12 protein-coding genes are annotated in these 13,003 nt (G+C 72.2%); 5 read left to right on the top strand and 7 right to left on the bottom strand.

The features are described 5' to 3' along the window. Window positions 1-33: 33 nt before the first annotated feature. From JOD54_RS28115 to helR, 5 genes are all read left to right on the top strand, one after another. Window positions 34-861: an aldo/keto reductase gene (locus JOD54_RS28115; protein WP_204454920.1), complete on the top strand. Its 828-nt coding sequence runs from the start codon at window positions 34-36 to the stop codon at window positions 859-861. A 138-nt stretch (window positions 862-999) separates the two neighbouring features. Beyond that, complete coding sequence (locus tag JOD54_RS28110) at window positions 1,000-2,733, top strand: substrate-binding domain-containing protein (RefSeq protein WP_204454918.1); 1,734 nt, start codon at window positions 1,000-1,002, stop codon at window positions 2,731-2,733. Between the two features lie 53 nt (window positions 2,734-2,786). Then, on the top strand, window positions 2,787-3,305 hold the full coding sequence (locus tag JOD54_RS28105) for a SecDF P1 head subdomain-containing protein (protein ID WP_204454915.1): 519 nt from the start codon (window positions 2,787-2,789) through the stop codon (window positions 3,303-3,305). Continuing rightward, window positions 3,302-3,757, top strand: coding sequence for a ribonuclease HI (gene rnhA / locus JOD54_RS28100; protein ID WP_204454913.1), 456 nt, complete (start codon window positions 3,302-3,304; stop codon window positions 3,755-3,757). Before JOD54_RS28105 ends, rnhA begins: the two co-directional genes overlap by 4 nt. 177 nt (window positions 3,758-3,934) lie before the next feature. Then, the gene (gene helR, locus JOD54_RS28095) at window positions 3,935-6,112 is read left to right on the top strand and encodes an RNA polymerase recycling motor ATPase HelR (RefSeq protein WP_204454911.1); all 2,178 of its coding nucleotides are present in this window, start codon (window positions 3,935-3,937) and stop codon (window positions 6,110-6,112) included. 341 nt (window positions 6,113-6,453) lie between these two features. Here helR and JOD54_RS28090 read toward each other — a convergent pair whose 3' ends face one another. The 7 genes from JOD54_RS28090 to JOD54_RS28060 all read right to left on the bottom strand — a co-directional run bounded on the left by JOD54_RS28090 (window position 6,454) and on the right by JOD54_RS28060 (window position 12,915). Further along, window positions 6,454-6,678, bottom strand: coding sequence for a hypothetical protein (locus JOD54_RS28090; RefSeq protein ID WP_204454909.1), 225 nt, complete (start codon window positions 6,676-6,678; stop codon window positions 6,454-6,456). A 341-nt stretch (window positions 6,679-7,019) separates the two neighbouring features. After that, window positions 7,020-7,409: a DUF1801 domain-containing protein gene (locus tag JOD54_RS28085; RefSeq protein ID WP_204454906.1), complete on the bottom strand. Its 390-nt coding sequence runs from the start codon at window positions 7,407-7,409 to the stop codon at window positions 7,020-7,022. Then, on the bottom strand, window positions 7,390-8,289 hold the full coding sequence (locus JOD54_RS28080; protein ID WP_372440353.1) for a 3-methyladenine DNA glycosylase: 900 nt from the start codon (window positions 8,287-8,289) through the stop codon (window positions 7,390-7,392). Before JOD54_RS28080 ends, JOD54_RS28085 begins: the two co-directional genes overlap by 20 nt. Further along, entirely contained in the window at window positions 8,276-9,325 is a 1,050-nt protein-coding gene (locus JOD54_RS28075) for a hemolysin family protein (RefSeq protein WP_204454901.1), read from the bottom strand. The genes JOD54_RS28080 and JOD54_RS28075 overlap by 14 nt, the downstream gene beginning before the upstream one ends. Beyond that, complete coding sequence (locus JOD54_RS28070; RefSeq protein ID WP_204454899.1) at window positions 9,322-10,644, bottom strand: hemolysin family protein; 1,323 nt, start codon at window positions 10,642-10,644, stop codon at window positions 9,322-9,324. The genes JOD54_RS28075 and JOD54_RS28070 overlap by 4 nt, the downstream gene beginning before the upstream one ends. 322 nt (window positions 10,645-10,966) lie before the next feature. Further along, complete coding sequence (locus JOD54_RS28065; RefSeq protein ID WP_204454897.1) at window positions 10,967-12,160, bottom strand: MFS transporter; 1,194 nt, start codon at window positions 12,158-12,160, stop codon at window positions 10,967-10,969. 152 nt (window positions 12,161-12,312) lie between these two features. Then, the gene (locus JOD54_RS28060; RefSeq protein WP_204454895.1) at window positions 12,313-12,915 is read right to left on the bottom strand and encodes a TetR/AcrR family transcriptional regulator; all 603 of its coding nucleotides are present in this window, start codon (window positions 12,913-12,915) and stop codon (window positions 12,313-12,315) included. Window positions 12,916-13,003: the final 88 nt, after the last annotated feature.

The raw sequence follows: 13,003 nt of genomic DNA, 5'->3' as shown, positions 1-13,003 counted from the left end.
GTCACCCCGCAACCCCAGAACGGTAGGAACTCCATGCCGAACGTCCCAGCCGTCGCGCTCCACGACGGCACCACCATCCCGCAGGTCGGCTTCGGGGTGTGGCAGGTGCCCGACGACGTCGTCGGCGCCGCGGTCAGCACGGCCCTGGAAGCCGGCTACCGCGCCATCGACACCGCGGCCGCGTACCGCAACGAGACCGGCACCGGCCGGGCGATCGCCGAGTCCGGTCTGCCGCGCGAGGAGATCCACGTCACCACGAAGCTCTGGAACACCGACCAGGGCTACGACGCGACGCTGCGCGCCTTCGACGCCAGCCTCGAGCGGCTCGGCCTCGACCAGGTCGACCTGTACCTGATCCACTGGCCGACGCCCTCGCGCGACACCTACGTCGACACCTGGCGGGCGTTCGAGAAGATCCGCGCCGACGGCCGGGCCCGCTCGATCGGCGTGTCCAACTTCCACGTCCCGCACCTGCGCAGGCTCTTCGACGAGACCGACGTGGTGCCGGTGCTCAACCAGATCGAGCTGCACCCGAACCTGCCGCAGACCGAGCTGCGCGCCTTCCACGCCGAGCACGGCATCGCGACCGAGGCGTGGAGCCCGCTCGCCTCCGGCCAGCTGCTGTCGGACCCGGTGATCGCCGGTCTCGCCGACAAGCACGGCAAGACCCCGGCGCAGGTGATCCTGCGCTGGCACGTGCAGCTGGGCAACGTGGTGATCCCCAAGTCGGTCACCCCGGAGCGGATCCGCGCCAACGTCGACGTCTTCGACTTCGCGCTCGACGGCGACGACCTGATCTCGTTGGCGGGCCTGGAGAACGGGCAGCGCACCGGGCCGGACCCCGAGCAGTTCAACGGGTAACGGTGAAAAACATCCCGAGTCACTCGGGTTGACGCATTCAGTTCCCCTAATAGAGTGCATTGCGCCTGGCGCGGACACGGACCGGCATATCCGTCGCGCGGAAAGGACGTGATGTCACGACATCGGGGGCGCAAGAGAGTGAGTCTGGGGCTGGCCGCCCTCGGTCTGGTCTCCCTGCTGGTGCTGGGGTGGGCGGGCTGGGGGTGGGTCAGCGCCAAGATCGACCAGGCGGCCGCGCGGGAACAGGGCTGCCCGGCCGGACCGGAGGTGCTGCGGGTCGCGGTGACCCCGTCGGCCGAGCGGCCGGTCCGGGAGGCCGCCAAGCGGTGGAACGCGGGACCGACCGTGGTCGACGAGCACTGCGTGCGGGTCAACGTGAGCTCGGCCGAATCCCCGGTCGCCCTCGCCGGTCTGGTGGGGGAGTGGAACACCCGCGAACTCGGCGACCGCCCGGACGCGTGGCTGCCGGAGTCCTCGCTGTGGACCGACCGGTTGGCCGCGACCGACGACGCGTTGCTCGCCGCGGCGCCGGAACCCGTCGCCAGCAGCCCGGTCGTGCTCGCCGCGCCGGAACCCGCCGCCCGGTTGCTCACCGGCGCCGCCCGGTTCCGCTGGGCCGAGTTGGCCGCGCTGACCTCCGACACCAGCGGCTGGGCCCGTTTCGGTGAACCGGATTGGGGCAGGCTCACCGTCGCGCTGCCCGCGCCGCTGACCAACACGGCCAGCGCGCTCGCCGTGCAGAGCACCCTGGTCGGCGTCGCGCAGGAAAGCCCGGTGACGCAGAACGTGCTCGCCAAACCCGCGGTCAGCGCCGCGCTCGCCGCGCTGGCGCAGGCGCAACCGGCCGACGTGCCGGACAGCACCAGGTCCGCGTTGGCCGCGCTCGGCGAGAACCCGCTGATGGTCGACGCACTCTACGGCGCTGTGGCCGCCCTGGAGGTGGACCTGTTCCGCCGCAACCTCGGCGACGACGGCCGCCCGGCGGCCAAGCGACCGCTGTGGGAGGTCGTCGCCGACGGACCCACCCCGGTCGCCGACTTCCCGTTCGTGGCGCTGACCGGGCCCGAGGTGGGTCCGGTGCGCACCGAGGCCGCCGAGCGGTTCCGCCGCTTCCTGCAAGAACCCGCGCAGCAGCGGGAGTTCTCCGCCGCGGGCCTGCGCGGGCTGGGCGCGCCGGAGCGGCCCACCGCCGCGATGGGCATGACCTGGGCCGAGATCGTCCCGGGGTTCGCCAGGTCCGACCCGAACACCACCCAGCGGATCGCCACCACCTGGGCGAACGCCGTCGAGGGCGGCGGCATCGTGACGATCATGGTGGACGTCTCGCGGACCATGGGCACCGACGGCGGTGACGGCCGCACCCGGCTGGACTGGGTCAAGGAGGCGCTGAAGGGGTACGCGGACTACACGGTGTCCGGATCCCTTGGCCTGTGGCCGTTCTCGCGCGGACTGGAGAAGGGCAAGCCGTACGCGGTGGCCGTGCCGACAGGACCCATCGTCAACCGGCGCGCCTCGCTGCACACGGCTGTGGACGGTCTCACCGCGAACGGGGCCACGGACTTCTACGAGTCCGTCGTCGCCGGGTACCGCTCCGCGGTGCAGGGATACGTTCCGGGGCGGGTGAACCAGCTCATCGTCATCACCGACGGCGGCGCGGACGGCGCGATGTCGTTGTCCCAGGCCAAAGCCGCGATCCGGCGGGCCGGGGAGAAGGACAAGCCGGTGCCGGTCGAGGTGATCGCGATCGGTCGCGACCCGGACCGCGCCGCACTGCGCGACCTGGCGGCGTCCACCGGCGGGCGGTTGACCGTGCTGCCGGACGCGCGCGGCGTGGTCGCCGCCCTCGGCCAGGCCGTCACCGTGCGGGATTGACCCTGTGGACAAGTGCCGACGCCGCCCGGGTGCTTGGCCCTAGGATCTCTCCCATGCGCAAACCCGTTCTCACCGCCTTGGTCGCCGCCCTGTTCCTGTTGACGGGGTTACTGGTGGCCGGGTGCGGCGGCGAGCCCGTCGCGGGTGCGCCCACCGAGCAGCCCGGCAGCGGGCCGGTGAAGGCCCGGGTCCCGGTCGAGCTGCGGCCGGTGACCTCGGTGAAACCGGGCCTGGAGGTGTCCGGTCCCGACGAGGTGATCGGCCCGGACAACACGGTGTACACGCTGGCGCCGTCCATCGGCGAGTTCACCGAGTTCGAAGACGTGCGCGCGGAGAAGACCGAATCCGGGTGGGTGGTCACCATCAAGCTGCCCGCCGCGACCTCGGCGCTGTTCACCAAGTGGACCACCGAACACGTCGACGAGCAGTTGGCGATCATGGTCGACGGCACGCTGATCTCGGCGCCGCGCATCGCCTCGCCGATCACCGGGGGTTCCCTGCAGATCACCGGGAACTTCACCGAGGACGCGGCCAAGAAGCTCGCCGCCGACATCACCGGCGGCACCCCGTGATCGTCGAGATCTACACCGACGGCGCCTGCTCGCCCAACCCCGGCCCCGGCGGGTGGGGCGCGGTCCTGCGCTACGGCTCGCACGAACGCGAGCTCTCCGGCGGATTCGCCGAGGAGACGACGAACAACCGCATGGAGCTGATGGCGCCGATCCAGGCCCTGGAAGCGCTCAAGCGGCCGTCGACCGTCCACATGTACACCGACAGCACGTACGTGCGCAACGGGATCACCAAGTGGGTCGCGCAGTGGCGGGCCAACGGGTGGCTGACCTCGGCGCGGCAACCGGTGAAGAACGTCGACCTGTGGCAGCGGTTGGTCGAGGCGCAGGCGCGGCACGAGGTCGAGTGGCACTGGGTGAAGGGGCACAACGGGCACCCGGAGAACGAGCGGGCGGACCAGTTGGCGGTGGCCGGGATGCGAGCGGTGCTGACCGCTTCCCCTTCCAACGTATAGCGCACCGGGGGGCTTGCGGCAAGACCCCGGTGGTGCCGCAGAATCCTCGCCTGTGCGCTCCGCGGCGGGCTTGACAGCGGGCGGACAATGAAAAATCGGCGTACTCTCCATGGGCTGTAAGGAAAAGCCGTGGAAAGCCGCCGAATCTGTGACCAGATTATGCGCTGTGAGGGGCACGTGTCAAATCAGGGGTATGCGGACGAACTGCGGTCCGAGCAGGGCTACCTGGCCGGGCTCTACGCCAGGCTCGACGCCGAGCGCGCGCGGGCCAAGGGGCGCTACACCGCGGCGGTGGACGGCAACGGCGGCCTGGAGGCGATGGAGCGAGACGTGCACGTGCGCGCCTCGGCCAGGGAGGTCAAGCGCCTCGACGTCGCCGACAACGGGCTGTGCTTCGGCCGGTTGGCCACCCTGTCGGGGGAACACCGCTACATCGGCCGGATCGGGCTGTTCGACGAGGCCAACGACTACGAACCGGTGCTGCTGGACTGGCGGGCGCCCGCGTCGCGCGCGTTCTACACCGCCACAGCGGCCAGCCCGGAGGGCATGCGCGCGCGGCGCCAGTTCCACTCGCGCGGGCGCACGCTGGTCGACTTCACCGACGAGGTGCTCGGTCGCCCGGACGGGCAGGAGCGCGGTGACGCGGCGCTGCTCGCCGCGGTCAACGCCCCGCGCGGCGAGGGCATGCGCGACATCGTGGCGACCATCCAGGCCGAGCAGGACGAGATCATCCGGCTGGAGCACCCCGGGGTGCTGGTGATCGAGGGCGGCCCCGGCACCGGCAAGACCGTGGTGGCGCTGCACCGCGTCGCGTACCTGCTGTACACGCAGCGGGAGCGGATGGAGCGCCACGGCGTGCTCGTCGTCGGGCCGAACCCGGCGTTCCTGCACCACATCAGCCGGGTCCTGCCCTCGCTCGGTGAGTCCGACGTGGTGTTCGCGACGGCGGGCGACCTGGTCCCCGGCCTGCGGGTCACCGCGGAGGACGCGCCGGAGGTCGCGCGGCTGAAGGGATCGCTGAAGATCCTCGACGTGCTCGCGGCCGCGGTCGCCGACCGGCAGCGGGTGCCGCGGGAGCCGGTGGCCATCGAGTTGGGTGGCGTCACCGGGCGGATCGATGCCGAGACCGCGGGGTGGGCGCGGGAGGAGGCGCGCGCGAGCGGGTTGCCGCACAACCAGGCGCGCGCGGTGTTCACCGAGATCATCACCTACGCGCTGACCGAGCGGGCGATCGGCCGGATCGGCAAGGGGTGGTTGACCCGCTCGGACAAGGACGGGTGGGAGCAGGTGCGCAAGGACCTGGTCGGCGAGCTCGCCGACGACGAGGTGTTCGCCGCCACGCTCGACGAGCTGTGGCCGGTGCTGACCCCGCAAGACCTGCTGGGGTCGCTGTACGCGTCCCCGGAACGGCTGCGTTCCGCGGGGGCTGACGAGTCGTTGTTGCGTGTGGACAGTACCGAGTGGACGGTGTCGGACGTGCCGCTGCTCGACGAGCTGGTCGACCTGCTCGGCCCGGACAAGGCGCCGGACGAGGCGGCCGAGCGGGAGCGCAAGGCCGAGGCCGCCTACGCCGCGAAGGTGCTCGACAGCATGATCAGCCGCGAGGACATGATGGACGACGAGGACCACCTCTTCGCCACCGACCTGCTCTTCGCCGAGGACCTGGCCGAGCGGTTCGTCGAGCAGGACACCCGCGACCTCGCCGAGCGCGCCGCCGCCGACCGGGACTGGACCTACCGGCACGTGGTGGTCGACGAAGCCCAGGAACTGTCCGAAATGGACTGGCGGGTGCTGATGCGCCGCTGCCCGGGCCGCTCCTTCACCGTGGTCGGCGACCTGGCCCAGCGCCGCGCGGCCGCGGGCGCCCGGTCCTGGGCCGCGATGCTCGAGCCCTACGTCCCCGACCGCTGGGTGTACCGGTCGCTGACGGTGAACTACCGCACCCCGGCCGAGATCATGGCCGTCGCGGCCGCCGTCCTCGCCGACTTCGCCCCCACCGTCCAACCCCCCGACTCCGTCCGCTCCTGCGGCGTGGCCCCGTGGTCGCGCCACGTCACCGCGGCCGACCTCCCCGAAGCCATCGAAGCCTTCACCCGCACCGAATCCACCCGCGAAGGCACCAGCATCGTCATCGGTCCCCCCGGCACCCCCGGCGCCGTCCCCGCCTCGGAAACCAAGGGCCTCGAGTTCGACGCCGTCCTGGTAGTGGACCCAGACACAATCCTCGCCGACGGCCCCCGCGGCGCCGCCGAACTCTACGTAGCCCTAACCCGAGCCACCCAACGCCTCGGCGTCCTGCACCAACGCCCCCTACCCCCATCCCTGCGCGGGCTGGCCGAAACGGGGTCGGCCTAGCTGGTGAAGGGGGTCAGGGTGGGGAGGGTGTATTCGTCCGTGTGCTGGCTGGGTGGACACGGACCTCTCCGGGGTTGGTGGCCACCCGGAGAGGCCTGGTCGCCGTGGGGCGGTGGTTCGGGCCTTCGCCGTCTACTTCGGCTGGCCTTTGGTTGCGGTGCTCGACCCGAGCCAGGCCAAGCCCCCGGTGCCTTGGGTCAGTTGGTTCGGTCGGACTAGCCGGTGAAGGGGGGCAGGGTGGGGGTGTACTTGCCCGTGGCACCGGCCAGCAGCACTCGTAGGGCGCCGCTGTTGGTCACCACCACTCGGGGGTCGGTCACCGAGGTGCCGACGCCGGTTTGTCAGGCGCGGTAGGTGGTCGCGGTCGGGGAGACCTGGCCGGTGCGCGTGACGACGTCACTGGTGGTCCTGTAGATCCCGTTCCAGACGATCTGGCCGCTGTCGGGCGGAGCCTGCACGCCGGTGCGCAGGAAGCCGTTGTCGTCGACCCGGGCGGCGATGAGTTCGTCGGTGTTCTCGTTGTAGAACAGCGACGCGCGTTCGCCGTGTGGCATGGGCAGGGACACGGGGACTGGGGGAGCGGGGGCCTCGGGAGAGGCGCACTTCGCGGGATCGGCGGTCACACCGTGCAAGAACCGCCACCCGGTACCGATTCCCCGGCCTCCGCCCCCGTTGGCCCACTTCCCCGAGACGTTGAGTGGTAGCAGAGCATGTCCGGGTTGGACCATGAGTACGTGGGCGTTCCCACCGCGTAGACCGTGTCCCCGCCCGCGGGGAAGAGGCGGTAGAAGCCGCTCCACCCGGTGCCCACCTGCGGCACCTTCTCCCGCGGCTACGATGCGGCTGAACTGCCACCACGTGGTGGAGTCGCCGATGTAGGCGCCCTGCCTGCCCTCGGGGATCACCTCTACTGGGCCGAGTCGTAGGACCGCCGCACGATCGCCCGCAGGGCCTCGGGATCGGCTTGGTCGACCCGCTTGAGGTAGAGGCAGCTCTTGCCCGTGGTGTGCTTTCCCAGCGATGCCAACAGGTCTGAGTAGTCCTCCAGCTCGCCCGTCAGGTACAGCACCGTCTGGGCCTTGCGCGGCGAGAAGCCGACCGCCACCGTGTCGCCCTCTCGGCCGGAGTCGTAGCGGTAGTGGCGGGAGCCGAAGCCGATGATGGCCGTGCCCCACAGGACGGCGGGGTGGCCGGTGACCTCGGACATCAGCGCCACCAGCAGTTCGGCGTCCGCGCGCCGCTGGTCGTCGGTGATGGTGGTCAGGAAAGTGGGGACGTCACTGGTGGTCGGTTCCACCGGGCACCTCGCTCAACAAGTTGTGGCACAGGGAGATCAGCCGTGCACGCAGTGGCGCGGCGCGGGTGGTGAACGCCGACTGCGCCCGCACGTACTCCGCGCGGCCGCGTTCGGTTTCGATCTGGACGGGGGAGTAGCCCAGCGCCGACAGGTCGTACGGGCTGGCGCGCATGTCCAGGGTGCGGACGTCGACGGCGAGGGCGAAGCAGTCGGCGACGAGGTCCGACGGGGTGTGCGGGTCGAGCTTGTAGGACCACTTGAACAGGTCCATGGTCGCGTGCAGGCAGCCCGGCTGCTCCATCTCCACCTGACCCTCCCGGCTCGGCCGCAGTGTGTTGAGCGGTCGCGCGGGCGGGGTGAAGAACCGGAACGCGTCGAAGTGGCCGCACTTGATCGTCGAGGACTCCACCACCGCGTCGGTCCCCTCCGCCCCCAGGCGCAGCGGCCAGGCGGCGTGGCGCACCTCGGCGCTGCGGTAGACCATGGCCCACTCGTGCAGGCCGAAGCACCCGAGCCGGGGCGGGCGGCTTGCGGTCGCCGACAGCAGTGACAGCACGAACTCCGCCGTGGCCCGGCGGCCGGGGGCCAGCGGCCCGAGCGTCACGCCCTCGGCGGTGGCCGTGTAGGCGGGCCACCGCAGGTATTCCTCGGCCGACGGGCCCGCCAGGACCACGCCGGGGCCGGGGTGCCAGCGCTCGAGGTGGGCAGGGCGGTGCGAGTAGTAGGTGAACAGGAAGTCCAGCACCGGGTGCTTCTCCCGGCGGACCCGGCGCCGTTGGTGCGGGTCGGTCCACTGCCGGACCCGTGCCACGTGCTCGTCGCGCAGCCGGTGCCAGTCCGGCTCGGGCAGCACCACCCGGGTGGCCTCAGGAATCGTCACCGATGTGGGTCCCATCGCGCACCGTGCCCACGTACTCCTCCACCAGGTCTTCCAGCGCCACCACCCCGAGCACCTCGCGCTCGGCGGACACGGCCTTGGCCAGGTGGCTCTGGGCCCGGCGCAGCGCGGCGAGCGCCTCGTCGAGCCGGGAATCCGCTGGCAGCTCCGGCAGCCCGCGCACCCGCGACCAGGCCACCCTGGTCGCCGGGTCCGAGTCGACCTGGTCGAGGACGTCCTTGACGTGCACGTAGCCGTTGAGGGAGCCGTCGGGCATGCGGACCGGGAACCGGGAGAACCCGGTTTCGGCCACCGCCGCGGCCACCGCGCCCACCGTCGGCGGGTGCGGCACGGTCTTGAGCGCGGACAGCGGCACCAGCACCTCGGCCACCGTGCGCCCCGCCGACGACAGCGTGTTGGTCAGCCTGCGGTGCTCGGAGTCGTCGAGCAGACCCTCGCGGCGGGACTCGGCGATCAGCGTGGCCAGCTCGTCGGGGGTGTAGGCGTTCTCCAGCTCCTCGCGCGGTTCCACGCCGAATCGGCGCAGGACCGCGGTCGAGACCTTGGTGAACATCCCCAGCAGCGGCCGGACCAGCTTGCAGAACGCCAGGTGGACCGGCACCAGCGTGGTCGCGGCGCGCTCGGGGCCCGCGATGGCCAGGTTCTTCGGCACCATCTCGCCCAGCACGGTGTGCAGCGTGACCACGACGCCGAGCGCCAGTGCGAACGCGACCCCGTGCACGACCGCCTCCGGCAGACCCAGCGCGCCGAACGGGCCCTCAAGCAGGTGCGCGATGGCGGGTTCGGCGAGCGCGCCAAGACCCAGCGAGCAGACCGTCACCCCGAGCTGGGCACCGGCGATCAGCAGCGGCAACTGCCTGCCCGCCTCGATGGCCGCCGCCGCCCGCGAGTCGCCCTCGCGCGCCAGCGCCTCCAGCCGGTCGCGGCGCGCGGTGATGATCGCGAACTCCGCGCCGACGAAGAACGCGTTGCCCAGCAGCAGCAGCGCGGTGGCGCCCAGCGCCAGCAGGTCGCTCACGTGGTCACCCCCGGCAGCCGCGCCACCCGCAACTCGGCCACCCGGTGCCGGTCCATCCGCAGCACCGTCACCCGCCAGCCGTCGATCCGGATCTCGTCGTTGACGTCGGGGATGCGGCCGAGCCGGGTCAGCACCAGGCCCGCGACCGTCTCGTACTCGCCAGCGGGCATCCGGAACCCGGTGGCCTCGGCGAGCTCGTCGTCGCGCAGCAGCCCGGACACCAGCCAGCTGCCCCTGCCCAGCGGGCGGACCGGGCTGACCTCGCCGCGGTCGTGCTCGTCGCGCACGTCGCCGACGATCTCCTCGATCAGGTCCTCCAGGGTGACCAGGCCCGCCGTGCCGCCGTACTCGTCGACGACCAGCGCCACCTGCAGCCCGGACCCGCGCAGCCGGTCCAGCAGCACGTCGCCGTCGAGGGTCTCCGGCACCGTCGGCACCGGCTTGGCCAGCTCGGCGACCGTCGTGCTCGCCCGCAGCTGCCTCGGCACGCCGAACACCTGCTTGACGTGCACCACCCCGCGCACGTCGTCGAGGTCGCCGCCGTGCACCGGGAACCGGGAGAACCCGGTGCTGCGGGCCAGGTCGATCAGGTCGACCACCGTGGCGTCGGCGCGCAGCGCCTGCACCCGCACCCGGGGCGTCATCAGCTCGTCGGCGGTCCGGTCACCGAAGCGCAGCGAGCGGCTGAGCAGCGTCGCGGTGCCGGTGTCGATGGACCCGGACGCGGCGCTGGAGCGGACCAGACCACCGAGCTCCTGCGGTGAGCGCGCCGACCGCAACTCCTCCTGCGGCTGCACGCCGAGACCGCGCACGATCCAGTTCGCCGACCCGTTGAGGCCGTTGATCAGCCAGCGCAGCACCGAGGAGAACACCGCCTGGCTGCCCGCGACGGCCCGCGCGCTGGCCAGCGGCCTGGCGATGGCCAGGTTCTTGGGCACCAGCTCGCCGAACACCATCGACAGCGACGTGGCCACCAGCAGCGCGATCACCAGCGCCACCGCGTCCACCGCGGTGCGGCCCATGCCGGTCCACAGCAGCGCGGGCTCCACCAGCGCGGCCAGCGCCGGTTCGGCGATGTAGCCGGTGATCAGGGTGGTGATGGTGATGCCGAGCTGCGCGCCGGAGAGCTGGAACGACAGCGTGCGGTGCGCCCGCTGGATCGCCAGGGCCCGCCGGTCGCCCACCTGCTCGGCGTGCCGGTCGACCTGGCTGCGCTCGAGGGTGGTGAGGGCGAACTCGGCGGTGACGAACAGCGCCGTACCGAGGGTCAGCGCGCACACGGCCAGCAGGCCCAGGACGCTGAGCAGGACTCCGGTCACCGAGCACCCCGCTCGGGTTCCGGGTCGATATGGCAGCCGGGACTCTCTCCCGGCCCGCTACTGCGGCCCGGTCTCTTCTTCTGCGCCTTGCGCACGGGAAGCCGTACTCCTCGGATCCGTCCTGACGAACCGGCCCAGTGTAGAGCGATCCGGTCCCGCGTGGCGCGGGCAACCGCGCCCGGTCAACGAGACGGACGCCACCCGGGGCCGCGGCCGAGGTCCAGGCGGCGAGCGGGTCGCCGTCGTAGCGGTCGCCGACCCGCGCGATCGTCTCGCCCGCGACCAGGTGCGGGACCCACAGCTGCTCGGACGCCAGCGGACCTCAGCGGTCCGCGCTCGCCTTTCGCCAGCGCACGCCCGCGAGCACGCCGAGCGCGGCGGCCAGCAGTTGCGCGCAGGCGGTGACGGTGATCGCCGTCGCCGGGCCTGCTGCGGGCACCAGCCAGCCGCCCGCCGCCGCGCCGAGGGCGAAGGTGCCGATCTTGAGGCTGGCCCCCGTGGTGGACACCTGGGCCAGCAGCGCGGGCGGGCAGTGCCGCTGCCGGGTCGCCATGATCGCGGGCAGCGCCAAGCCGTCGGCCAGGCCCGCGACCGCCGCCAGCGCGAGCGTCCACGTGACACCGTCGACGGCGGGCCAGGCCAGCATCAGCGCGCCGAAGGTCGCTGTGCTGACGACCACCGTGAGCTCGGGGCGCGGACCCGCGATGAACCGACCGAGGGAGGCCACGGCCACGAGGCAGCCGATCTCCATGGCGGTCCACACGTAGCCCGCCGCGGCGCGGTCCTGCCCCAGCTCCTGCATCCGCAGCGGCAGTGCCGTGGCGAGGATGCCCACCGATCCGTAGCCGAGCACCGTCGTCAGCGTCGCGCCGCGCAGCGCGGGGGTGGTGACCAGGTGGGCCAGTCCCGCCCGGACCGTCCGCAGCAGCGAAGCGTGGTCGGGGCTGGGGTTGCCCGGTGTGGACGGCAGGAACGCCGTGCACACCGAACCCGACAGCGCCAGCACCACGATCAACCACACCGCCGCCGAGGGGCTCACGACCGCCGCCACCGTCCCGGCGAGCGCGGGACCGGCGATCGCCCCGATGTTGAAGGTGGCCGCGTCCAGGGCGTTCGCCTTGGACAACCGCTGCGCCGGGACCAGCTTGGGGACCAGGCTGGAGTAGCCGCCGCTGGTCAGCGGCAACGCGAGCCCGGTGAGCGCCGCCAGCGCGAACGGCAGCACCGGGACCCGGCCGACCGTCAGGACCAGACCGGCGCAGGTCGCCGCCAGCAGCACGCCCCCGGCGGCCAGCACGGCCCGCCGGTAGGGGATCCGGTCGAGCCACGCGCCCACGACCGGACCGGACACAATGGAGGGCAGCGTGTACGCGGTCACCATCGCCCCGGCCAGCGCCGGGCTGCCGGTCCGCTGCAGGACCAGCAGGACCACCGCCACCGAGACCATCTCGTCGGCGACCCTGGCGAGGGCGGCCGCGGCCACGTACGCGCGCACCCCGCGATGAGCTAGTGGCACGACCTAGAACCTTGACCATGTCTCGACCCGCCCACGACGCGCCTGGCTGCGTTGCCGAAACGACCGAGTACGCCCAGTACGAGGCCGTTCCGGCGCCTTGCCAGCCACGCCGTGGACGGGCCGATACACGGCCAACATTCTGGGTCGCACCACTAACCGGTACGCCGGTGCCGTCGAACGGTTTCCTCGACCAGGTCGAGCACCGGGTCCATGTCGTCGGCGGGCAGGCCCATCGCCAGGTGCGACACCAGGCCCTCCAGCACCAGCTCCAGGAACGCGGTCAGCACGTCGACGTCCACATCGTCGCGCAGGTTGCCCGCCTCCCGCTGGCGCAGCAGGCGGTCGCGGGTGGCGACGGAGAGCTGGCGCGACCGTTCCGCCCAGCGGGACCGGAATTCCAGGTCGGTGCGCAGCCGCCGGGACACCTCTAGCCTCGTACCCAGCCAGTCGGCCGGGTTCAGCGCCTCGCCGCCGCCACCGGAGGGGGTGGTCGAGAGCAGGTCCCGCATCACCTGGACCAGGCCCTGTTCGGCGACGACCTCGGTCATCCGCAGCACGTCGTCCTCGGCCAACGCGAGGAACAGCGACTCCTTGTCGCGGAAATGGTGGAAGATGGCCCCTCTGGAGAGTCCGGTAGCCTCTTCCAACCTGCGCACGGTGGCCCCCTCGTACCCGTGGCGGGCGAAGCACGAACGGGCCCCGTCGAGGATCTGGCGCCGTCGCGCGTCGAGATGGTCTTGGCTCACCCTGGGCACCCGTCGATGGTGTCAGCCGACCGGTGCCGAAGCAATCCGTACGTACGTTTTGGGTGCGCGGCGCGCGTCACGCCCGCCCTAGGAGCCC

Source organism: Actinokineospora baliensis (genome assembly GCF_016907695.1).
GTDB lineage: Bacteria > Actinomycetota > Actinomycetes > Mycobacteriales > Pseudonocardiaceae > Actinokineospora > Actinokineospora baliensis.
The sequence above is the reverse complement of the archived record's forward strand: the minus strand, read 5'-3'. Positions and strand labels throughout refer to the sequence as shown.

Bases quoted from the DNA above. Each gene is read 5' to 3' on its own strand.
- JOD54_RS28115 (WP_204454920.1), top strand. From the start codon at position 34: ATGCCGAACGTCCCAGCCGTCGCGCTCCACGACGGCACCACCATCCCG.
- JOD54_RS28105 (WP_204454915.1), top strand. From the start codon at position 2,787: ATGCGCAAACCCGTTCTCACCGCCTTGGTCGCCGCCCTGTTCCTGTTG.